Below are 21874 nucleotides of genomic sequence, written 5' to 3' on the forward strand. Positions count from 1 at the left end.
CACTTTTCTTGCAGGTCAAAAGCTCGCAAGACGCCTGCGTGGTTGCATGAAGTACGGCATCATGTGGGCCCATGGACGGAGACTGGTTGCGGCTCGCCCAGGTCCTGCGGACCGAGCGGGACCGCAGGGGGCTGAGCCAGAAGGCCTTCGGCAAGCAGCTCGGCGTGGGGCGGACGGTCATCCAGACGATCGAGCGCGGCCGCGGGTTCAAGAAGGTCACCGGCACCCTGCGCTCCGTCGAGCGCGCCCTCGGCTGGGAGACCGGCTCGGTGGAGAGCATCCTCAAGGGTGAGGGGCCGCTGCTGCCGCCGGAGTCGGACGGGTTCGGCTCCGGGCATGGCAAGGGGGCCGAACTCCCGCTGCGGATCTCGCAGGCGCTCACCGAGGGCACCACCCTGGACACGACCATCGTGCCGCTCGCGCCGAACGCGGAGATGGTGGTCGTGGTGAAGGGCAAGCCCGCCGCGACGAAGGCGGAGATCCGCGCGGCGCTGGTGGCCTGGGAGAAGCGCGAGGGCTACATCGAGCGGCTCGGCGAGATCGTGGACGAGCAGCAGGACTGAGACCGGCCGCACCGGCCGCACCACTGGGAGCCGGAACGCCGGCGCACCGGTCGGCGCGGAGTTTTCCACAGGCCGCGACATCGCCGGCCCGCGATGTCGGCGCGGTGTGGTTGCATGGTCGGGCCGGTGAGGGGCCACCGCCTGGAACATCCAGGAGGCCGGTTGTGATTCGGGTACTGCGCACGCCGTCCCTGCCCGAAGGGGTGCTGTTGTGGGTCAGGCCGTGCAAAGAGGGTTATCTGGTGTACGTCGCGCCGTCGCTGCTCGACTCGATACCGCAGCGCTCCACGCCGTCCCCGCGGGCGGCCGCGCTCGGGAGCGCGAGCGGGCGGCCGTGGCACAAGCCGGGAGAGGGGTGAGGCGCCGTGGGACGACGGCCGGGCCGCAATGCGCCGCCCTCCCCGCTTGGGCAGCGCCAAGGCGTCGACGCGGTGCGGGTCAGGCTGCCCGGCGCCGAAGCGGGTGACGCCTGGCCGACCGTCGGCGCTTACCTGCTGGAGCGCTACGGTGCGGCGGTCGGCCGCGGGCGGATCGAGGCGATGCTGGCGCGCGGCCGCTTCGTGACGCTGGACGGTCCGATCGGTCCGCGCACCCCGTACGCGCCAGGAACGTGGCTGTGGTTCCACCGGGACCTCCCGGAGGAGCGGCCGGTGCCCTTCGCGGTGGAGGTCGCCTACCGGGACGAGCGGATCGTGGTCGCCGACAAGCCGCACTTCCTCGCCACGACCCCGCGCGGCAGCCACGTCACCGAGACCGCGCTGGCCCGGCTGCGCCGCGACCTCGGCCTGCCGCTGCTCGCGCCCGCGCACCGGCTGGACCGGCTGACGGCGGGGCTGGTGCTGTTCGTCGTACGCCCGGAGGACCGGGGTGCCTACCAGTCGCTGTTCCGGGACCGGTCGGTGCGCAAGGAGTACGAGGCAGTGGCACCGTACGACCCTTCGGTGGAGCTGCCGCGGACGGTGCGCAGCAGGATCGTCAAGGAGCGCGGGCGGATCGCGGCACGCGAGGTGCCCGGGCCGCCCAACGCGGAGAGCAGGATCGAGCTGCTGGAGCGGCGCGGCGGCCTCGGCCGTTACCTGCTGCTGCCAGCGACCGGCCGCACGCACCAACTGCGCGTCCACATGAACGCGTTGGGCCTGCCGCTGCTGGACGACCCGGTCTACCCGCAGATGTCCGCGGCCCCGGCGGGAGGCTCGGTCGCGGCGGAAGGCCCACTGCTCGGGGACGGGGCGGAGGACTTCGCGCGGCCGCTGCAACTGCTCGCGCGGGCTCTGGAGTTCACCGACCCGCTGACGGGCCGGCAGATACGCCTGGAGAGCACCCGGCGTCTGCAGGCGTGGCCCCCGCAGACGCCGGGCCGCTGAAGGAAAGCCCAGGCTCCGCGGACCGTGCGGGCCCATGGGGTCAGGACATCGACTCCGCGGGCTGCAGCACGGCGAAGTAGGCGCCTTCCGGGTCCCGGAGGAGGGCGATACGGCCGACGCCCTCGACGTCGGTGCCGGGCATCAGGACGGTGGCACCGCGGGCGGTGGCGGCGGCCACGGAGGCGTCGGTGTCGATGACGGCGAAGTACGGCTGCCAGTAGCTCGTGCCCTCGGGCAGCATGTCGGTGGCGAGCTGCATCAGGCCGCCGTGCGAGCCCTCCGGGCCGCCGCCGGCGCGGGAGACGACGGTGTAGGTGCCTGCGCCGCCGGGCAGCGGCATGTCCTGGGTGTCCCATGAGAAGACCGTGGTGTAGAAGCGCTTGGCCTGCTCGGCGTCGACCGTGTAGAGCTCGGTCCAGCACAGGGCGCCCGCGCCCACCCGGTCCAGCCCCTTGGTGCCGCCGGGCTGCCAGACGGCGAACTCGGCCCCGCCGGGGTCGGTGTAGCCGGCCAGACGGCCCTGGTCGGCCACGTCCATGGGGCCGAAGCGCAGGCTGCCGCCGGCCTGCTGGACCGCGGCGGTGGTGGCGTCGGCGTCGGCGGTCTCGAAGTACACCGTCCAGGCCGGCCGGGCGTTCTCGTCCTGGAGCGGGCCGATCGCGGCCACAGTCTGCCCGGCGAGGCGGAACGTGCCGTACCCGCCGGACTCCGGTCCGCCGGGCTGGTACTCCCAGCCGAGGAGCGCGGTGTAGAAGGCCGCCGCGGTGGCGACGTCCCGGCTGCCGAGGTCCACCCAGTCGGGCGCGCCGGGCACGTAGTCGGTGGTGAGCATGGTGCCGTCCTCCGTGGGCTGGTGCGGGTGCGGTTCAGGGGAGGTGGAAGCGTCCTGCGCCGGATGGGCGGTGTGCCAGGTTCTGCGCGGTTATGCAGGCGATACGGCCGCTGTGTCCTCCCTCACACTCAGCATGGCAGGAGCCGCCGACAACCGCCGTTCGTGCCAGGTCACGGGCGCGGCGCGGCAACGCGAGCCGCCTGGGCGAGCACAGGGAGTGGTTTTCCGGTACGGGACTGTCAGTGGGCCGGTCTACTGTTGTTCGCATGTACGGGGTAGATCTCGATCAGGCGAACGCGGCACTGCGGGCATATGTGCAGGCGCACGGCGACCGGCCGTGGACGGCCGAGCAGCTCGCCGAGTTGGCGCGGCTGCGCGCCCAGTGGACGGCGGCCGCCCGTGCCGCCCGGGTGGAGATACGCCCGGTGGCCGGTCCCGTGCGCGGCGCCGCGGTGGTGACCGCGGCGGCCTGAGCAGCTGTCGGAGAGAGTTCGGCGCCTTCAGACGCGAGCGACGGCGTGCGGGGGGCGTACGGCGTCGGTGCCCGGGGCGGGCTCGGCGGTGTCGTCGCCCAGTGCGGTGATCTTGTTGGCGGCGTCCACATGGACCACGGCCGGGCGCAGGGCGCGGGCCTCGGCGTCGTCGACCTGGGCGTAGCTGATGAGGATCACCAGGTCGCCGGGGTGCACGAGGTGCGCGGCGGCTCCGTTGATGCCGATGACGCCTGAGCCGCGTTCGCCCTCGATGACGTAGGTCTCCAGCCGGGCGCCGTTGGTGATGTCGACGATGTGGACGAGCTCGCCGGGCAGCAGGTCCGCCGCGTCCATCAGATCGGCATCCACGGTCACCGATCCCACGTAGTGCAGGTCGGCCTGGGTCACGGTGGCCCGGTGGATCTTGGACTTGAACATGGTGCGCAGCACGGTGCCGCCTCCTGGTGACGTGGCAGGTCGCGTCCCTGTGCGGGTACGCGCCGACGCCACCAGGGTAGAGCGCGGGATCGAGGACGCGGACGGGCGGCGGTCGCGGAGTGCGGAAGATCTCAGCCGGCCGGGGCCGGTGCGGGACTGGCGGGTGGCGGCGGGACGGGGGCCGCAGTGGGTGCGGGCAGGCGGTGGTAGAGCTCGGCGAGGGAGGTGTTGAGCCGGATCAGGTGCGGTGGGCCGGTGCGGGCCGGGCGCGGGGGTGCCGCGTCGGGGCGGCCGCCGAGGCGGCGACGGACCTGGCCGAGATTGATGGCGGTCAGGCCCAGCGCGGGACGGCTCGCAGCGAGGTCGGCGGTGTCGGCGAGGGCCAGTGCGCGGGCGGCGCGGGCGCAGGCGGCGAGCGAGTCGGCCCAGTCGGCGGCGTGCGGTCGGGCGGCGCCCTTGCGCCGGCCGAGCAGCCGTCGGTGCGCCCGGGCCGGGGCGGCCACGGAGGCGAGGTCGTGCGCGGCCCGGTCCAACTGCCGTGCCTGGCGCCGTACCTCGGCGGGGTCGCCTTCGCGTGCGGCGGTCAGCATGTCCTGGAGCACCCTCAGGGCGTGGGCGGCGCGGCCGCGCATGACGGTCTCGGTGTGCAGCGGGAGGACGAAGTAGGCCGCGGCGATACCGCAGGCCGAGCCGAGCAGAATGCCTTCGGGGCGCTGGACCAGCAGGGCGGCACCGTGTTCGCCGTCGAGCGAGTACAGCACGGCGAGCAGGCTGGTCACGCTGAACGCCCACGCCGCGTAGGTGGTTTCGCGCAGCCACAGGCCGATCAGCAGGTAGCAGAAGATGACGGTCACGGCGAGGGGCGCGTCGCCTGCTACCACGTGGGCGACCAGGGTGCCGGTGACGGCGCCGGTGAACGCGCCCAGGACGCGCAGCCCGCTGCGGTGGACGACGTCGCCTCGGCCGCGGGCTGCGCTGCACACGACGAACGCGGTGATCAGGGTCCAGGCCCACCGGTGCGGGAAGAAGAGGTGGCCGACGGCGAAGGCTGCCGCCATGGCGGCGACCAGTTGTGCCGACAGCCGGCCTTGCGGCTGCGGGTCGCGCCATCCGCCGGGGCGCGGCTTGGGCGCGCCGGCCTCGGCCGCGGGCCGTTCGCCGGCTCGGACGGCCCGTGCTGCGGCCGCCGTTGCGTGGACGGCAGCCAGGGGATCGGTCGAGGCGGCAGCCGGGACGTGGGACGGGGCAGTGCTGTCGGTGTCCTCGGCGGCGTGCAGGAAGTGGATCTCGGCAGTAAGAACGGCGGAGGCGAGGGCGTCGAGGGCCGCGCGGTCGGGTGCGGGAGGGTTCGGCGTGTCGGCGGGGTGGGCCGCGCCGGGGGCGGAGGGCAGGCAGGCAGCGTCGAGGCGGTCCTGGACGACGAGGGCGGCGGCGTGCATGGCGCGGGCGGTACGGGCCCGAGCGGGGCTGCCCGGTGTGAGGGTGCGCAGACGGACCGCCGCCCGGGCGAAGTCCTCGGCGGCTGCTGCCGCTTCGCGGGCGGGTCGGGAGCGGACGGCTGTCTGGGACAGCAGTACGCACGCCACGGCGATCACCCCGCAGAGGGCGCCCCACAGCGGACCTGTGGTCTTGGCCGCGTTCGGCGGCACCGGCGTGACGAGGACGGCGATGAGCGGGGTGAGTGCGAGGCGGCCGAGGCGGCGTACCTTGCCGCCGAAGCGCATCAGGTAGCGCGAGCCGCCCACGGCCGCGATGAACACGGTGCCGCCGACGAAGGCGCTTTGGGCCATCAGCCGCCCGACGAACGTCGCGAGGATGCCGACGGCGGGGACGTAGGCAAGCGCAGTCAGGCGGTGCGGGAGGGTGGTGGCGTGCAGGGTGCGGGAGACCATCACGGCGACGACGGTCGCGATCACCACCATGCCGCCGGGCAGATGAGCGGATCGGCTGACCGCGTCGGCGATCAGCAAGGCGGCGATGGCGGCGATGATCGTACGTATGGCGATTCGAAGTCGTACCCGCCCGGGGTCCAGCAGTCGCAGTGCGATGAGCATCCCGGTTCCCCTCGCGATCACTCGTACGGGTGAGGTGCACGCGACGCCACCCGGAAGAATTCATAAGCCTTGCGTACGACTATCGGACCGCGACGACATCCCTGTCCACCCAAACAGGTGACTTCCAGCGTCAGATCATACGCTTCCCTTAGGAAATGACCGCCTCATGCTCCCTCCCCCACCGCCTCCGCCGACCGACCGCGCCGCCGTTCTGCGGCGCTCGGTGAACAGGCTGGCGCGCCGGCTGCGCGCCGAGCGACTGCCGGACGGCCTTCCGCCGGGCCGCCTCGGCGCGCTGGCGCACCTGTACCGCGAGGGCCCGAGCACGCCGGGCGCCATGGCCGCCGCCCTGCGCGTGCAGCCGCAGTCGCTCACCCGCACCCTGGCCGCACTGCGGGAGGACGGCTTCGTCACCCGGGTGCGCGACCCGCAGGACGGGCGGCAGTGGCGGCTGGAGCTCACGCAGAGCGGGCTGGCGGCCATGGCGCGCGACGTCGAGCACCGGGACGCCTGGCTGCGCGAGCGGATGGCGAGCGAGCTCAACGAGACCGAGCGCGAGGTGCTGCGCCTTGCGGCCGCCCTGCTGGACCGGCTGGCCGACGACGGCTGAACCGCACCCCGCTCCGAGCAGTACCCCTCCGTCCGGAATACCCCTAGGGGGTATAAGCTTGACGACAGGGACAGCGGGAATCCGCCCGTCCGAACCGCCCGCCGTACGCGGCACCAGGCCGCGTACCCCGCAGATGAGGAGCACAGCATGAGCGAGGCCGTCTACTCGGTGTCCGGTATGACCTGCGGACACTGCGAGTCCGCGGTCGGCAAGGAGGTCGCCGCGATCCCGGGCGTCACCTCCGTCACCGCCGTGGCGAGCACCGGCCTGCTGACCGTCGCCTCGCAGCACCCGCTGGACGACGAGGCGGTGCGCGCGGCCGTCGACGAGGCCGGCTACGAGCTCGTCGGCCGCGCCTGACAGACCCTGACAGACCCTGACAGACAGAGCCCGGCAGCGGGCGACACCACCGACCAGGGGAGCGGATGTGGCCACCACCACCGCGCGTGCGCACGGCGTACCGGAGCTGCGGCGGGTCGAGCTGACGATCGGCGGCATGACCTGCGCGTCCTGCGCCGCCCGCGTCGAGAAGAAGCTCAACCGCATGGACGGGGTGAGCGCGAGCGTCAACTACGCGACCGAGAAGGCGAAGGTCGAGTACGCCGACACGGTCGCGGTGGGCGACCTCATCGCGACGGTCGAGGCCACCGGCTACACCGCCGAGGCTCCCCCGCCCCCGGTGCCCGAACCCGACACCCAGGGGCGCGAGGGCGGCCGCCATGGAGGCGAGCGCGAGGAGCGCGAACTGACCGCCCTGCGGCAGCGCCTGACCACCGCGGTCGTCCTGGCCCTGCCGGTGGTGCTGATGTCGATGGTGCCCGCCTGGCAGTTCACGAACTGGCAGTGGCTGGCGCTCACCCTGGCGTCGCCGGTCGTCACCTATGCGGCGTGGCCCTTCCACCGCGCCGCCCTCACCAACGCCCGCCACGGTGCGGCCACCATGGACACCCTGGTGTCGGTCGGCACCCTGGCCGCCTACGGCTGGTCGCTATGGGCGCTGTTCCTGGGCGACGCCGGAATGCCCGGCATGACCCACCCCTTCGAGTTCACGATCTCCCGTGGTGACGGGGCGAGCGAGATCTACCTGGAGGCGGCCGCGGGCGTGACCGCGTTCATCCTGGCCGGCCGCTACTTCGAGGCGCGCGCCAAGCGGCGGGCCGGCGCCGCGCTGCACGCGCTGCTGGAGTTGGGCGCCAAGGACGTCGCGGTGCTGCGCGAGGGGCGCGAGATCCGTATGCCCGTCGGCCAACTGGCCGTCGGTGATCGCTTCGTGGTGCGTCCCGGCGAGAAGATCGCCACGGACGGCGTGGTCCGCGAGGGCGGCTCTGCCGTGGACGCCTCCCTGCTCACCGGCGAGGCCGTCCCCGTGGAGGTCGGCCCCGGCTCGCCGGTGACGGGCGCCACGGTCAACGCGGGCGGCCGGATCGTCGTCGAAGCCGTGCGGGTGGGCGCCGACACGCAACTGGCGCGGATGGCCAGCCTGGTGGCGGACGCCCAGAACGGCAAGGCCGCCGCCCAGCGCCTGGCCGACCGCATCTCCGCGGTCTTCGTGCCCGCCGTGATCGTGCTGGCGCTGGGCACCCTCGCGGTGTGGCTCGCGTTGGGCGAGGGCCCGACGGCCGCGTTCACCGCGGCGGTCGCCGTGCTGATCATCGCCTGCCCGTGCGCGCTGGGCCTGGCCACCCCCACGGCCCTGCTGGTCGGAACAGGCCGCGGCGCCCAACTGGGCATCCTCATCAAGGGCCCCCAGGTACTGGAGTCGACCCGGGCGGTCGACACCGTGGTGCTCGACAAGACCGGCACCGTGACCACCGGCGCCATGGCGCTCACGGAGGTGCACACCGCCGAAGGCGAGGACGAGGTGGAGGTGCTGCGCCTCGCCGGCGCCGTGGAGCACGCCTCCGAGCACCCCATCGGACAGGCGGTCGCCGCCGGGGCGGCAGAGCGCACCGGCCCGCTGCCGGAGGTCGAGGACTTCGCGAACGTCCCCGGGCTGGGCGTCCGCGGCACTGTCGAGGGCCGCGCCGTCGTCGTGGGCCGGGAGCGGCTGCTGCACGAGTGGTCGCTGGAGTTGCCGGCCGGCCTCGCCGCCGCGAAGTCGGCAGCGCAGGAGCGGGGCGGCACCGCGGTGGCCGTGGCGTGGGACGGGCGCGTCCGCGGGCTGCTCGTCGTCGGCGACACCGTGAAGGCCACCAGCGCGGAGGCCGTCCGCAGGCTGCGCGCCTTGGGGCTGCGCCCGGTGCTGCTGACCGGGGACAACGTCCAGGCCGCGCGCACCGTCGCCGCCCAGGTGGGCATCGCGGCGCAGGACGTGCACGCCGAGGTGCTGCCCGAGGAGAAGGTGGCAGTGGTCCGGGGGCTGCAGGCCGAGGGGCGCAGCGTGGCCATGGTGGGCGACGGCGTCAACGACGCGGCCGCGCTTGCCCAGGCCGATCTGGGCCTGGCGATGGGCACGGGGACGGACGCGGCCATGGAGGCCGGTGACCTGACACTCGTACGCGGGGACCTGCGGGCCGCCGCCGACGCCATCCGGCTGGCCCGCCGCACCCTGGGCACCATCAAGGCGAACCTGTTCTGGGCCTTCGCCTACAATCTCGCGGCGCTCCCGCTGGCCGCGGCCGGGCTGCTCAACCCGATGATCGCCGGCGCCGCTATGGCGTTCTCCTCGGTCTTCGTGGTCGCCAACAGCCTGCGCCTGCGGCGCTTCGCGCCCCTGGGCGACGCCTCCTGACCTCGCCTCCATGGCGGCGGGGGCCGGCGCCCCTTTGATGGCAGATCTGGTCTCCAGGGCGTGCAGGTCAAGGCGCCTGGGATCGCAGGGCCTTCCACGTAGGCGGCGGGCGGACGACTCGAAAGTCGTCCGCCCGCCGCTCGCGTTCTGCCCGGTCGTGACGGCCGGGCTCAGCCGGCCGTCACAACAACCTCAGCCCAGCCGCGTCAGCTTCGCGCCGAAGCCCGGCTCGGACAGGTCGCTCTGCAGCACCACCGGAACCGAGGTGCGGGCCGAGCCGCTGCCGAAGCCCAGGGTGCCGACCTGGGTGCCCGCCTTGGCGCTGTGCGGCAGGTCCTTGGCCGGAGTGAGGGAGAGCTGCTCCTTCATGCCGGGCCAGCCGATGGCGGTGAGGTCCTTGGCCGCGACGACCGGTGTGCTTCCGCCGAGCCCGTCGCTGACGTGGCCGATGACCTCGCCCTTCTTCACCACCGTGGTGGAGGTGAGCCCGCCCTGCACCGACTCGATCAGCCGCTGGCTGCGCTGGAGGGCGGCCTGGAGGCTGTCGTCCACCGTGGTGCCGGCGTGCTGTTCGAGCACCACGCCGAGGATGAGCTGCTCCTTGCCGGCGACGGTGCGGTGCGCCGCCCACATCAGGGCGCCGCCCGCGGGAGTGGTGGAGCCCGTCTTGATGCCGACCACGCCGACGTTCACCAGGTCGTTGTTGTTGTTGAAGATCCGCCCGACACCGGGGATGTCGACGTTCGGCTGGGCGACGACCGAGCGGAAGACGTCGTACTTCATCACCGCCTGGGCGAGCTTCAGCTGGTCGACCGCCGTGGAGACGGTGGTCTCCTCGATGCCGCTGGCGCCGGTGTAGGTGGTGCTGGTCATGCCCAGGCGCTTGGCGGCGGCCGTCATCTTGGCGACGAACGCGTCCTGGGTGCCGGCGTCCCAACGGGCGAGCAGTCGCGCGATGTTGTTGCCGGAAGGGATCAGCAGCAGCTGCAGCATCTGCCGTTCGGTGAACTGCTGGCCCTTCTTGACCGGCGCGTGGGACTCGTCCTCCGACTTCGCCTCCTGGGCGGCCTGGGCGTCGACCGTGATCTTCGGGCCGCTCTCCTTGCCGCTGATCGGGTGGTCCTGCAGCACCACATAGGCGGTCATCACCTTGGTGACGCTGGCGATCGGCACCGGCGTCTGGGTGCCGTGCACGCCCAGGGAGCCCAGGCCCTCCACCTCGGCGGTGGACTGGCCCTCGGTCGGCCACGGCATCGCGTCCGGCAGGGGGGTGCCCGCGAAGGTGTACGAGGGGGCGGCGGTCAGGGCCAGCGAGACGGACGGCAGCGGGCGGACCGCCTGGACGATGACGAACACCAGCGCCAGCAGGACCACCAGCGGCGTCCAGATCTTGACCCGCCGCAGGATCGTGCGCACCAAGGTCTGCGGCGGGGGCGGGGTGTTGGTCAGTTCGGCCAGCAGTTTCAGCGGCGCCTGGTCGGGCACGGGTGGCACCGGCATGCCGCGGGTGCCCTCGGGACCGACCACCTCGTCCTGCTCCGCGGGCAGCGCTCCGGCCTTGCCGGCGGCTGCGGCGGGCTCCGGAGCGGGGGGCGTCGCAGGTGCCTTGGCCGTGGAGGCGGTTCCGGCGGCGGGCGGCTGCTCGGGGGGCAGCGGGACCGCTGTGGAGCGCGTTCCAGGCGCGGGCGCGGAGGTGCCCGTGTCGGCGCGTGTGGGCTTGCCCGGGGTCCCGAAGGCCACAGACCCGCGGAAGGCCCCCAGACGGCGCGTGGGGGGCTCCTCCGGGCGCTCCGGGGGGAGATCCGAGACGAGGGGCTTCACGACCGGCCGGCGCGGCTCTGCGGGCGCAGGAGGCGCGTCGGCCGCAGCGGCCGCCGAAGCCCCCTCTGCTGCCCTGTCGGCGCCTTCGGCGGGCCCGGGCCCGCCGGGCCCGCCGAAGACCTCGGAACGGCCGTCCGCGGCCTTCGTGGCGGGCTTCGCCGCCGACTGCGGGTCCGCCTTCGCCGCGGGCCGCGCCGGCTTCCCCCCGGCAGCGGGCTTCGCGTCCTGGACGGCGGCCGCACCCGCGGCACCCGCAGCGGCCTTCCCGGGCTCGTCCTCGGGCGCCCGCCCGGACTTCGCCGCCTCCCGCTCCGCACCCTTCGCCGGCGCCGAAGCAGTCCCACCCTCTTGGCCGCCCGCTGTCCGTGCGCCGTTTTCGGCCACCCGGGGGGCAGCGGCAGTGCTCTTCGAGGGGGCGTCCCCGGATTCCTCGCCGGTTTCGCCTTCCGTCTTCCGCCCGTCGGAGCCGTCGTCCCGGCTCTGCTTCTCGCGGGGCGGGGTGGTACGCGCCGGCGTACGCGGGCGTCCGGCACCATCCGCCCCAGGCGTCTCAGGAGCCTCTACCGCCCCGCCGCCATGGTCACGATTCGGTTCCGGTTTTTTGGGCCCGCGAGGGGCCGGACCGGGTTCGGGAGCGGCCTCGGGGGCGACGTCCGGCGTAGCCGAAGCGCTCTCGGCGTCCACGGCCGACCGGCCTCGCACCGTATTCGCAGCCCGCCCCGCAGCAGACGCCGCAGTAGTGGCGGCAGCGCCGGAACGGGACTCTGAGCTGCGATCTTCTCCGATCTCCGCGATGCCGGCGCCCCCTTCGGAGGGGTGGTCCGAAGCTGCCGACGCGCCGCGCCGCTCGCGCCCACCCCCGGGCGCGGCGACCTCTCGGATCTCACCTGCGGTCTGGAACACCGCCAGCCTCGGATCCGCGGCTGAACTCCTGTCCACCTCCCCCGACGTCCTGTGCTGCTGCTCCCTGCCGGGGGCGTCGCCCGCCACGCAGACCTCCTCCACGCATCGTGATGAATCGTGCACACATCGGCGGAAAGCGCCGCCATATGGCGCCTCTACCTGCCCTGGATCACACTGGCAAGTGTCCCAAGACAGGCCCGCAGGCCCTCTGCGACACCCCACCCACCCCGTAGACGAGAACGACATACCAGCCGGTTCCCGCCGATATGGCCAAGGCGCTCTCGACAGGCCGGTGTGAGAGGCGTCACCCTGTCATTCATCCACGCGGGGAGGCATGGATGGGCAAGAGCCGCAGAACAATTCCGGAAGAGCTGTTGCTGCTCGCCCTGGACCCGACGACCGGGACCACGGCGCAGCCGCAGTCGCTCGACCTCGGCCTCGCCGGGGCGCAGCTCGTCGAGCTGGCCCTGGCCGGACGGATAGCCCCTGACGGGGATCGTATAGCCGTGGTGCACCCACGGCCGACTGGAGATCCGACTCTGGACTCCGCGCTCGAACTGCTGCGCCGCCGCGGCAGTCCAGTGCGCGCCGTCCACTGGATCGGCGGGCCCCGGCTGGGGTTGCGCCAGACCTATCTCGCGCACCTGGAGCGGTGCGGCATGGTGCACGCCGTGCCCGGCCAGATGTGCGGGGTGCTGCCGACGACGCGGTACCAGGCGACCGACAGCGCCGTCAGCCGGGAGATCAGGTCCCGGCTGGACAGTGCGATCCGCACCGGCGTCCCGCCGGACCCGCGGACCGCCGCGCTGGCCGCGCTCGCCCACTCCGTGGGCCTCGGCAAGCACCTGTACCCGGGAAACGAGGGCCGGTCGTCACGATCGCGCCTGCGGGACCTGATCAGGTACGACCCGATGGGCGGCCTCGTCGCGCACGCCGTGATGGATGTGCAGAACGGGGTGGCGGCACAGCCCAAGCGCCCGCCCGCCCAGGCGCAGCGCTCGGCGGGGCACAGCTCCATGGCCCGGGCCGGGGCCCGCTGACCGGCTCACAGCATATGACACTCACGCGACACACAGTACACGGCAGGTAGCTCGCCGTGCACATGGGCGGCGACGGCGGGTGCCGGCAGGGACCTGGCATCCGGCCGCCGAAGTACGCCCGCCACCAGGCCCGTTCGGGAGCCGCTGTGGCGTGCGGGGCGACTGCGTACCGGACCCCGTGTCCGGTCCCGGTCGCCCCGCGCGCGACGCCCGGCCAGGTCCGGCCCGGGCCCCGTTGCGGGTTCGCCCGACTCCACCCGCTACAACGCCCCTGCGGGGGCGGCCGGTTCCCGAAACCGCGTTTCTTCCTGAACTGTTGTTCCCGGGCAACCTTGTCCGCCCATTCGCCAGCGCGCAGATGACCGGTAGTGGCAGGCTGCTGACACATCGGTACGTTCAGCGTGGAGGTGCAGTCCCAAGTGGTCGCCAACGTCAACCCCACCGTCAGGCGCCGACGGCTCGGTTCGGAGCTGCGCAAGCTGCGCGAGCAGAAGGGGATGACGGCCGAGGAGGTCGCGGCGCGGCTGCTGGTCTCGCAGTCGAAGATCAGCCGCCTGGAGAACGGCCGCCGCAGCATCAGCCAGCGCGACGTGCGCGATCTGTGCGGCGTCTACGGCGTGGAGGACGTGCGGATCGTCGAGTCGCTGATGCAGATGGCCAAGGAGTCGCGCCAGCAGGGCTGGTGGCACGCCTTCGGCGACATCCCCTACAGCGTGTACATCGGCCTGGAGACCGAGGCCGCCAGCCTTCGGGTCTTCGAGCCGCAGGTGGTGCCGGGCCTGCTGCAGACCACGGAGTACGCCGCCGCCATGATCGCGGGCAATCTGCCGGAGGCCACCCCGGAGCAGGTCGAGAAGCGGGTGAACGTGCGCATCCGCCGCCAGGAGCGCATCACCGACCCGGACTCGCCGCTGCGGATGTGGGCGGTGATCGACGAGGCGGCGCTGTGCCGCAAGGTGGGCAGCGCCGAGATCATGCGCGAGCAGCTCATGCGGCTGGTGGAGTTGAGCCACCTGCCGCACGTCACGGTGCAGGTGCTGCCCTTCGAGGCGGGCGCGCACCCCGGGCTCAGCGGCCAGTTCGCCGTCCTGGAGTTCACCGACACCACCGACGCCACTGTGGTGTACCTGGAGGGTGTCAACAGCGACCTGTACCTGGAGAAGGACACCGACGTGCAGGCGTACAGCGTCATGTACGAGCATCTGCGCGCCCAGGCGCTCAGCGCCGAGCAGACGCGGGTGTTCATCACCGAGGCGGCCGAGCGCTACGTGTGACGGTCATCGAGGGGTGCGGCGCGGCAGGATACGCCTCGGCATGATTCCTTTGGAAGAGTTGTAGGGAATATGCCATCCGGTCGGGTGAAGTCACCCGCGGCGTCCGGAGAGTCGCCGGTAGCGTCGATCGGGTAAGTCACCGGCGTGTCCCACGCCGCCCGTCGTACAGACCGGAGCAGAGATGGCCATCAAGCTGGGCAGCACCCCCGCGTGGACGAAGTCCTCGCGATCGACCGGGAACGGCGCCTGCGTGGAGGTGAAGTCCCCCGCCGCCGAGGCTGTTGTCGTGCGCGACTCGAAGGACCCGCAGGGGCCGGTCCTGACCTTCTCGCCGCAGGAGTGGGAGTCCTTCGTCAGCGACGTGGACGCCGGCGCGTTCGACCTGCGCTGACCCGCGGCCGGAGGGTCCGGCCGGACAGAATCGCACCAACGGCACGAAAAGCACCGCATGCACGATCCGTACCACCGCACCGGAGCCCTCTCGACTGGCCGCCGTCCTGGCCGAGGGGGCTCACTGCTGTTCCGGGGCCGCTTCAAAGCGTCAGCGCGGCCCGCGGCTTGACGCTCCCTTGATCGCCCGCCTGGCGTCCTGGGAGGCCGGGCGGGCAGTCAAGGGGCACGGCCGGACGGCGGGTCAGAAGGCGCGTGCGAGCCGCGTCAGCCCCTCCCCGATCTCCTCCGGGGTGTGCGCGGTGAAGGACATCCGCAGGGCCGCGTGATCGGGGTCGGCGGCGAAGAAGGGCGCTCCCGGCACGAAGGCGACGTCGTGGGCGACGGCCGCCTTCAGTGTCTCGGTCGCGTCGTGGCCGTCGGGCAGCCGCACCCACACGAACATGCCGCCCTCGGGCCGGTTCCAGGTGCTGCCGGCCGGAAGGGCGGCGGGCAGCCCCGCCACAAGGGCGTCGCGGCGTGCGCTGTAGGCGTCGCGCACCCGCGCCAAGTGCGCGTCCAAGTCGCGGTCGGCGAGGTAGCGGGCGGCGGCCGCCTGGTCGACGGTCGAGGTGTGCAGGTCCGCCGCCTGCTTGGCGATCACGCAGGCACGCAGCAGGTGCGCCGGAGCGCGCAGGAAGCCCAGCCTCATGCCCGGTGCGAGCACCTTGGAGAAGCTGCCCAGGAGCACCGTGCGGTCCGCCGCCTCTTCCGCAGCGGCCAGGTGGGGTTCGTGGGCGCCCTCGAAGCGCAGCTCACCGTAGGGGTCGTCCTCGGCGATCCAGAGTCCGTGCCGGCCGGCCACGTCGGCGACGGCCCGGCGCCGCTCGGCGCTCATGGTGCGGCCGGTGGGGTTCTGGAAGTTGGGCACCAGGTAGAGCAGCTTGGGGCGCTCGCGGACCACCAGCTCCTCCAGCGCCTGGGGGTCCACTCCGCCGGCGTCGGTCGGCACGGGGACGACCCTGGCGCCGGCGAAGCCGAAGCACTGCAGGGCCGCGAGGTAGGTGGGGTTCTCCACCAGGACGGCGTCACCGGGCTCAAGCAGAGCGGTGGCCAGCAGCGACAGGCCCTGCTGGGAGCCGCCGGTCACCAGGAGGCCGGCCGGCTCCGTCGCCAGGCCGCGCGAGGTGAGGCGCGCCGCAATGGCCGCGCGAAGCTCCGGGTCACCCTCCGTCGTGGAGTACTGCAGCACCTGCCGCGGGCGCTCGGCGAGCACCCGGTCGTACGCCTCCCGCAGCCCTTGTGCGTCGAACAGTTCGGGCGCGGGCAGCCCTCCGGCGAAGGAGATCACCTCGGGGCGGGCGGTCAGCGCGAGGATCTCGCGTACCGGGGAGGCGGCTACCTGACGGGCGCGGGCGGCGAGTTGCGGGAGTGCGGCGCGGCTTGTCGGCAGGCTGGTCGTCATGTCGGGCAGCCTAGGGACCCGGCGGGAGATGTCCAGCCGTTGACCGGATCGTGGGCAGTGCCGGCGGTACGCCGCACAGGGGCGCTGCAATGACCGCCGCGAAAGCCCTCAGGGCGCCTCTGCAATCCGGGGGCCGCGCCCCCGGAGATACGGGTTCAGGCGGCCGGGTAGCGGTCGAGCCAGGCCGGGCTCGCGCCCGCGGGGCCGTGCAGGGCGGGTGCCTGGGTCATCTCCATGGCGAAGTCGTCCGCGAGCTGCAGGATCGTCGCCCTGCCCTCCAACTCGGCTATCCACGCGGGCGGCAGGGCGGTCTCACCGTGCTGGACGCCCAGGAGGTTGCCGCAGACCGAGCCGGTGGAGTCGCTGTCACCGGAGTGGTTGACCGCCAGCAGCAGGCCGTGCCGTACGTCCTCGGCGACCAGGGCGCAGTAGACGCCGATGGCAAGCGCCTCCTCGGCCGTCCAGCCCTCCCCCAGGGCCTCCACGCGCTGCGGGGACGGCATGCCCTGCCGTACGGCGCCCAAGGCGCTCTGCAGGGCGTCGGTGGTCTCCTGGTGGCCGGGGCGGGCACCCAGGAGGGCCAGGGCATGCTGCACGGAGCCGTCCAGCGCCTCTCCGCGCGCGAGGCCGTGCACGATCACCGCGAAAGCGCCGGCGGCGAGCTGCCCGGTGGGGTGGCCGTGGGTCTGGGCCGCGCACTCGACGGCCAGTTGGAAGACCAACTGCGGCTCCCAGCCGACGAGCAGGCCGAAAGGCGCCGAGCGCATGACGGTCCCGCATCCTTTGGAGCCGGGGTTCTTCGGCGCCTCCAGGGTGCCCATCCGGTCGTCGGACAGTCCGCTCAGGCAGGCGCTGCCGGGCGCCCTTCGCGCGTAGAGCCACTCCTCGCGGGCGAGCCAGCCGGTGTCCTTGCGGCGCTCGTCGGGGCCCCACTCGCTCTGGGTGGCCGCCCAGCGGCGGTAGGCACGGTGGACGTCGGTGGGCGGGTGCCAGGCGCCGGTGTCCCTGCGCACCTGGGCGCGGATCAGCCCTTCGACGGTGAACAGGCTCATCTGCGTGTCGTCGGTGACGGCGCCGCGTCTGCCGTAGGCGGGCACGTAGTCGGTGACGCCGTCCGGACCGTGGGCCTGCCGGATGGCCTCAAGAGAGTCGAACTCGACGCCCGCGCCCAGGGCGTCGCCGATCGCACCGCCGAGCAGGCACCCGCGCACGCGGCTGCGGAAGTCCTGCTGCTGCGCGCGTCCCCAGACAGCGGTCAAAGCGGTCCCCTTCGAACATCCCCCGATCCGAACCCGTGTTGCGCCAGCACGATATCCGACGCACCCAGGAGCCGAAGGGGGCCGACGGCAGGTGCGGGAAGGTCCCGCAAGGGCCGTCTTTCCCCCGGGGTTTCCGGGGTATCCACCGGTAACGGATACGGGTCGCAGGCCCCTCGGCGCAAGGGGCGCGCGGCAAGGCGCGCCATCCGCCCGTGGTGCGCCGGGCGCATTCCGGGGCGCACGGGGCAGCCGGTGCTGGGACGTCAGCGTCCGGTGCTGAAGACGCCCACGGCGTTGGCGACCGGGCGCTCGGCGACACCGGAGGGGTGGTTGCGCACCTGGGAGGCGGGCTGGCCCGGGCTCCTGGTGACCAGGGTGGTGGAGCCGCCGCCGTCCAGGTTGACCGCGTCGTCGGCGCCGGCGCGCCGCATCACGTCCGCGACCTCGGCGACGGTCAGGCCGGCGTCGGACTCCGCGTTGCCGTCCAGGGCGAGCAGGTACAGGGTGCGTCCGTGGTCGCCGAAGCCAGCCGCGGTGCGGGTGGCGGCCGTCTTGGTGTCTAGGCCCGCGAGCGGGGCACCACCGCGCAGCACGGGGAAGCCGCCGACCGCGAAGGCGAAGGGGACGCGGGTGCCGCTCGCCGCAAGGTGCTCGGAGACGGCCGCGCGGTCACCGACGTGCAGGGCGCTCAGACTGTCCGCTCCCGCGTCCCGCCCGACGAGCACGGTGGTGCCCCTGGCGATGGCACCCGCCCCCGGGGCGTCCGCCACCGAGACGACCCGGCCGCGGCGGACCGCTACCTCATAGGTGTCGGTGCTGCACGCGGCGGCCCTGGAGGTGTCCGAACCGCATACGGCGCGCTGCCTGGAGACCGCGCCCCAGTCGGAGGTGTAGGCGCCGATGCCGCCCTCGGGCAGCGCGTACTGGTTGTACCCGGTGAGGGGGAGGCTGCCGTCCCTGGTGCGCAGGGAGCCTTCGAGGGTGAGCGAGTCGAGCCGGGCACGGCGGTCGGCACCGACGCCGATGACGTCCTTGGTGGTGTCGCCGGGCGCCATCGCGGGGCCGAAGCGCTGGGAGTCGGGCACCGCGGCTTTCAGGGCGCGGCCGGCGGCGATCTCGGGGCCGTCGGAGGAGCCGGTGGGGGTGACGCCCGCGTGCTCCTCGCTGATGTTGAAGAAGTCGCCGTTGACCGCGCCCACGGCGCCCGCGGCGTCGGCGAGGCCCGAGACCTCCTCGCGCGCGGCCACCGAGCCGGGCGTGAGCAGGCCCACCCGCACCCGCGGGTCGGCGAGGTCGGCGGTCAGCACGTAGCCGGTCACCGTGCCGTGGGAGGCGGTCAGGGTGAACTGGCCGAGCAGCACGCCCCGCGCCACCGTCTCCACTTCGTCGTACGGCAGCGTGCCGGCCGCGGCCGCCGCCGGGGAGGCACCTGCGACGGTGGCCGCCATGGCGGCCAGTGCCAGCGCCGACGCCCCGAACGCCCTTCCCCGCGTCACCTTGCGACTGTTCACGTCTCCCCCTCCAGGCGCACACAACCCACTGGTGTTCAGGAGGACTTCAGCAGTTCGCGGCAGGCGGCGCCAGGGCGGCGACGGAACAGCGGAGCGGCGGCCGGGTGAATTCACCTGCGCGGCCGAGCAGATGGGGCACAGGGCGCAGACCCGACGCAATGGAGGCCCAACGGACCTGGCCGCCATGGCGGCGAGCCCTGGTGCCGCTTCCATGGCGGCGGATCACGGCCGCCTCCATGGCGGCGGTTGCCGCCCTGCCCTGCCTCCAGGGCGCCCGGGCAGCATCCAAGGCGGCCAAGTGCTTGATCCCCACCTGCCCCGCTCGCCTCACGGAGCGCACGGTTCCGGCGGCTCCCCGCTGCCCCGCGCACAGGAAGCCGCGACGCGCACGTCACCCGAACGAGTGACCGTTGATGTCATGGACCGACGAGATGTTCTCAAGCTCTCCGCGAGTGCGGGCGCAGCCGGCGTCCTTACGCTGGCCCCTGTGGACTTCGCAGCCGCCTCCGACTCCGGGTCCGGCGCGGGAGGCGGTGCCCCCGCCGGCGGTTCGGGCAGCCTGACCCGCACCGTCACCGGCCACCTGCCCACCGGCGTCGCCGACTTCGTGTACCTGCCCGTGGAGGTGCCGCGCGGCGTGCGCCGGATCTCCGTGTCGTACACCTACGACAAGCCGCCGGTGCCGGCCGGAACCCTCGGCAATGCCCGCGACATCGGCATCTTCGACCAGCGCGGCACCGACATCGGCGGCAGCGGCTTCCGCGGCTGGTCGGGTGGGGCGCGCACCGGGTTCGAGATCAGCGCCGAGGAGGCGACACCCGGCTACCTGCCCGGCCCGGTCGGAGCGGGCACCTGGCACGTCGTCCTCGGCCCGTACACGGTCGCGCCGCAGGGCCTGGACTACTCGGTGACGGTCACCCTCGACCAGGGGACGCCGGGCAGCACACCGCCGCCGGACTACCCGCCCGAGCAGGTACGCGGACACGGCCGCGGCTGGTACCGCGGCGACTGCCACCTGCACACCGTGCACTCCGACGGCGGCCGCACCCTGGAGCAGCTCGCAGCCCTCGCCCGGGCCGCCCGGCTGGACTTCATCAACTCCAGCGACCACAACACCTCCTCGGCGCACCCGCTGCTCGGCATGCTGGCCGGCAACGACCTGCTGATCCTCACCGGCGAGGAGGTCACCACCCGCAACGGCCACTACCTGGCCATCGGGCTCGACGGCGGCACCTGGATCGACTGGCGCTACCGGGCCCGCGACGACGCCTTCGACCGCTTCGCGCGGCAGATCCGGCGGGTGGGCGGCATCGTGGTGCCGGCCCACCCGTACGGCGCGAGCCTGGCCGGCCAGTGGAAGTTCGGCTATGGGAACGCCGACGCCATCGAGGTGTGGAACGGCCCCTGGACCCCTGACGACGAGGCGTCGCTGCTCACCTGGGACAACCTGCTCACCGGTGCGGTGCGCCGCGGTGACGGCCACTGGATCCCGGCGATGGGCAACTCCGACGCGCACCGCGACCCCGACCTGGTGGGCCTGCCGCAGACGGTGGTCCTCGCTGACGGCCTGGACCGGCGATCCCTGCAGGCCGGCATCCGCGCCGGGCACACATGGATCGCGGAGAACGCCGACGTGCAGCTGTCCTTCTCCGCCACCGGTCCGCGCGGCCGGCACGCCGGCATCGGCGAGCGCCTGCGGCTGCCGTCGGATACCGACGTGACCGTCCGGCTGGAGGTCTCCGGGGTGCCCGCAACCTGCGTGGTGCGGCTGCTCACGGACGAGGGCCAGGTCGTCGCCGAGGCGCTGCCCGCGTCCGGTGTCGTCGAATGGGTGACGACGACGTCCCTGGCCGCCTATGTGCGCGCCGAGGTCCGCCACCCTGCCGCCGACGGCGGCGCCTCCGGGCTGCCCGGCCCCGCCGCCGCGATCACCAACCCGATCTGGCTGGACCGCTCGTAGGGTCCTGGCGCGCGTCCCGAGACCTCGCGCGGCGGCCGAACCCGTCCGTACGCCCCGGCGGCCGTCCGGCCGCCCGCGGGGCGGACTGGTCCGGCCGCGCTTCAGCCGCTGATGCGGATGGGCAGCAGGATGCGCCACACGGCGTCCTCGACCCCGTGCACGGCCGCGATCCAGCCGACGTTCTCCTCGTCGGTGCCGAGCCGGACGGCCTGGGCGAGTTCGTCCATGACGTCGCTCAGGTCGCTGTGCGACATCGCCGGCTCCAGCCGGCCGCCGGCCGCGCCGTCGTCGTGGTATCGCTGGTAGGCCGGGGCGCCGCGGAGCACGCCGACCGGCTGCCACTGCTGGGCCAGCCGCCACACGGGCTCGCCGGAGACCCGGATGCCGTCGGCCTCCACGACGTCCGTGCGGGTGCGGTCCACCGCGAGCGGCGTCCATCCCTGGCCGCCGGTGAGCACCAGCGCGGGATCGCACCGGCGCACCGCCCAACCGACGGCGGCCGGCGCCACGGGTGCGGACTGCACCAGCGGTATCGCGGACATGCCGGCGTACAGGCAGCCGAGGAACGCGCCGGCCAGGTCCGGGCCCTCGGGGTAGACCAGCAGGACCCGGCTGCCGGGCTGCAGCAGGCTGCCGAGCCGCGCGGCGACCGCACGCGCCCGGCGGTCCAGCTCGGCGTAGCTGCACCCGGCGGTGCCGGAGGCGGCGGGCCCGCCGTAGGGCAGCGCGGGCACGCCCTGCGGACGGCGCTCGGCCCGCAGGCGCAGCATCGGGCCGGGCAGGCGCGCGCTGTCCCGGGCACCGAGGCGGCTGCCACCGCCGCGGCCGCGCCGGGGCCGGCTGTGCCTGCCGCCGCCGCGGGTCACCGGATCCGCCCCGGCGGATGCGGGCGGAACGGGTCGTACCCCCTGGACCGGGTGGGCGCCGAGCGGTGCCGGCCAGGGAAGCACCGCGTCGGACACAGAGGTACTTTCCTGTGGGAAATCACCCGAAACCACTGAATCGGGTGACCCGATCGCACACCAGGTGCACATGGCGTCCCCGTCACCTGCCCGTTCGCAGCGGGCGCACCCGGTCCGACGTTCCCCACACAGCACAACCTCCGCACGCGCACAGACGGAACCTCTGATTCAGCCCAACATTCGCTGTGAGGCCGGATCGGGACCATGCACGGGGTGACCCGGGCGGCCCGACACGGCAAACTGGC

General features: G+C 73.6%; 18 protein-coding genes. 10 read left to right on the forward strand and 8 right to left on the reverse strand.

What is annotated here, in order from left to right:
* Positions 1-71 precede the first annotated feature (71 nt).
* Together BLR33_RS15070 and BLR33_RS15080 are read left to right on the forward strand one after the other, a co-directional pair.
* Positions 72-563, forward strand: a complete 492-nt coding sequence (locus BLR33_RS15070; RefSeq protein ID WP_093784963.1) for a helix-turn-helix domain-containing protein — start codon at positions 72-74, stop codon at positions 561-563.
* Positions 564-928: 365 nt separating this feature from the next.
* Positions 929-1927: a pseudouridine synthase gene (locus BLR33_RS15080; protein ID WP_093784965.1), complete on the forward strand. Its 999-nt coding sequence runs from the start codon at positions 929-931 to the stop codon at positions 1925-1927.
* Between the two features lie 40 nt (positions 1928-1967).
* Here BLR33_RS15080 and BLR33_RS15085 read toward each other — a convergent pair whose 3' ends face one another.
* Positions 1968-2759, reverse strand: coding sequence for a VOC family protein (locus BLR33_RS15085; protein ID WP_093784966.1), 792 nt, complete (start codon positions 2757-2759; stop codon positions 1968-1970).
* Between the two features lie 266 nt (positions 2760-3025).
* Between BLR33_RS15085 and BLR33_RS15090 the strand changes: the two genes are divergently transcribed.
* Positions 3026-3232, forward strand: a complete 207-nt coding sequence (locus BLR33_RS15090; protein ID WP_093784967.1) for a hypothetical protein — start codon at positions 3026-3028, stop codon at positions 3230-3232.
* Positions 3233-3259: 27 nt separating this feature from the next.
* Here the strand turns inward: BLR33_RS15090 and panD are convergent, their stop codons facing one another.
* On the reverse strand, positions 3260-3682 hold the full coding sequence (panD, locus tag BLR33_RS15095; protein WP_093784968.1) for an aspartate 1-decarboxylase: 423 nt from the start codon (positions 3680-3682) through the stop codon (positions 3260-3262).
* A 119-nt stretch (positions 3683-3801) separates the two neighbouring features.
* Positions 3802-5724 (reverse strand): FUSC family protein, encoded by a 1923-nt coding sequence (locus BLR33_RS34760; protein ID WP_143031693.1) that lies wholly within the window; start codon positions 5722-5724, stop codon positions 3802-3804.
* A 166-nt stretch (positions 5725-5890) separates the two neighbouring features.
* Between BLR33_RS34760 and BLR33_RS15105 the strand changes: the two genes are divergently transcribed.
* The 3 genes from BLR33_RS15105 to BLR33_RS15115 all read left to right on the forward strand — a co-directional run bounded on the left by BLR33_RS15105 (position 5891) and on the right by BLR33_RS15115 (position 9065).
* On the forward strand, positions 5891-6334 hold the full coding sequence (locus BLR33_RS15105; RefSeq protein WP_093784970.1) for a MarR family winged helix-turn-helix transcriptional regulator: 444 nt from the start codon (positions 5891-5893) through the stop codon (positions 6332-6334).
* Positions 6335-6481: 147 nt separating this feature from the next.
* Positions 6482-6694 carry a heavy-metal-associated domain-containing protein gene (locus tag BLR33_RS15110; protein WP_093784971.1) on the forward strand — a complete coding sequence of 71 codons (213 nt, stop codon included), beginning with the start codon at positions 6482-6484 and terminating at the stop codon, positions 6692-6694.
* Between the two features lie 136 nt (positions 6695-6830).
* A complete protein-coding gene (locus BLR33_RS15115; RefSeq protein WP_093785193.1) occupies positions 6831-9065 on the forward strand; it encodes a heavy metal translocating P-type ATPase in 2235 nt (744 codons plus the stop codon).
* A 192-nt stretch (positions 9066-9257) separates the two neighbouring features.
* Here the strand turns inward: BLR33_RS15115 and BLR33_RS35205 are convergent, their stop codons facing one another.
* A complete protein-coding gene (locus BLR33_RS35205) occupies positions 9258-10805 on the reverse strand; it encodes a D-alanyl-D-alanine carboxypeptidase family protein (RefSeq protein ID WP_093784972.1) in 1548 nt (515 codons plus the stop codon).
* Between the two features lie 1322 nt (positions 10806-12127).
* On the opposite strand from BLR33_RS35205, the gene BLR33_RS15125 reads away from it, so the two are divergent.
* From BLR33_RS15125 to BLR33_RS15135, 3 genes are all read left to right on the forward strand, one after another.
* Positions 12128-12829, forward strand: coding sequence for a GOLPH3/VPS74 family protein (locus BLR33_RS15125; protein ID WP_093784973.1), 702 nt, complete (start codon positions 12128-12130; stop codon positions 12827-12829).
* A 419-nt stretch (positions 12830-13248) separates the two neighbouring features.
* Positions 13249-14103: a helix-turn-helix domain-containing protein gene (locus BLR33_RS15130; RefSeq protein WP_093784974.1), complete on the forward strand. Its 855-nt coding sequence runs from the start codon at positions 13249-13251 to the stop codon at positions 14101-14103.
* Positions 14104-14284: 181 nt separating this feature from the next.
* On the forward strand, positions 14285-14494 hold the full coding sequence (locus BLR33_RS15135; protein ID WP_093784975.1) for a DUF397 domain-containing protein: 210 nt from the start codon (positions 14285-14287) through the stop codon (positions 14492-14494).
* A 243-nt stretch (positions 14495-14737) separates the two neighbouring features.
* Here the strand turns inward: BLR33_RS15135 and BLR33_RS15140 are convergent, their stop codons facing one another.
* The 3 genes from BLR33_RS15140 to BLR33_RS15150 all read right to left on the reverse strand — a co-directional run bounded on the left by BLR33_RS15140 (position 14738) and on the right by BLR33_RS15150 (position 18644).
* The gene (locus BLR33_RS15140; protein WP_093784976.1) at positions 14738-15937 is read right to left on the reverse strand and encodes an aminotransferase-like domain-containing protein; all 1200 of its coding nucleotides are present in this window, start codon (positions 15935-15937) and stop codon (positions 14738-14740) included.
* Between the two features lie 155 nt (positions 15938-16092).
* Entirely contained in the window at positions 16093-17196 is a 1104-nt protein-coding gene (locus BLR33_RS15145; RefSeq protein WP_176930273.1) for an ADP-ribosylglycohydrolase family protein, read from the reverse strand.
* 263 nt (positions 17197-17459) lie between these two features.
* Positions 17460-18644, reverse strand: coding sequence for a phosphodiester glycosidase family protein (locus tag BLR33_RS15150; protein ID WP_093785194.1), 1185 nt, complete (start codon positions 18642-18644; stop codon positions 17460-17462).
* Positions 18645-19125: 481 nt separating this feature from the next.
* On the opposite strand from BLR33_RS15150, the gene BLR33_RS15155 reads away from it, so the two are divergent.
* On the forward strand, positions 19126-20667 hold the full coding sequence (locus tag BLR33_RS15155; protein ID WP_093784978.1) for a CehA/McbA family metallohydrolase: 1542 nt from the start codon (positions 19126-19128) through the stop codon (positions 20665-20667).
* A 101-nt stretch (positions 20668-20768) separates the two neighbouring features.
* Here the strand turns inward: BLR33_RS15155 and BLR33_RS15160 are convergent, their stop codons facing one another.
* Positions 20769-21533: an AMP-binding protein gene (locus tag BLR33_RS15160; RefSeq protein WP_245771419.1), complete on the reverse strand. Its 765-nt coding sequence runs from the start codon at positions 21531-21533 to the stop codon at positions 20769-20771.
* Between the last annotated feature and the right edge of the window lie 341 nt (positions 21534-21874).

The organism is Actinacidiphila guanduensis (genome assembly GCF_900103985.1).
Lineage (GTDB): Bacteria > Actinomycetota > Actinomycetes > Streptomycetales > Streptomycetaceae > Actinacidiphila > Actinacidiphila guanduensis.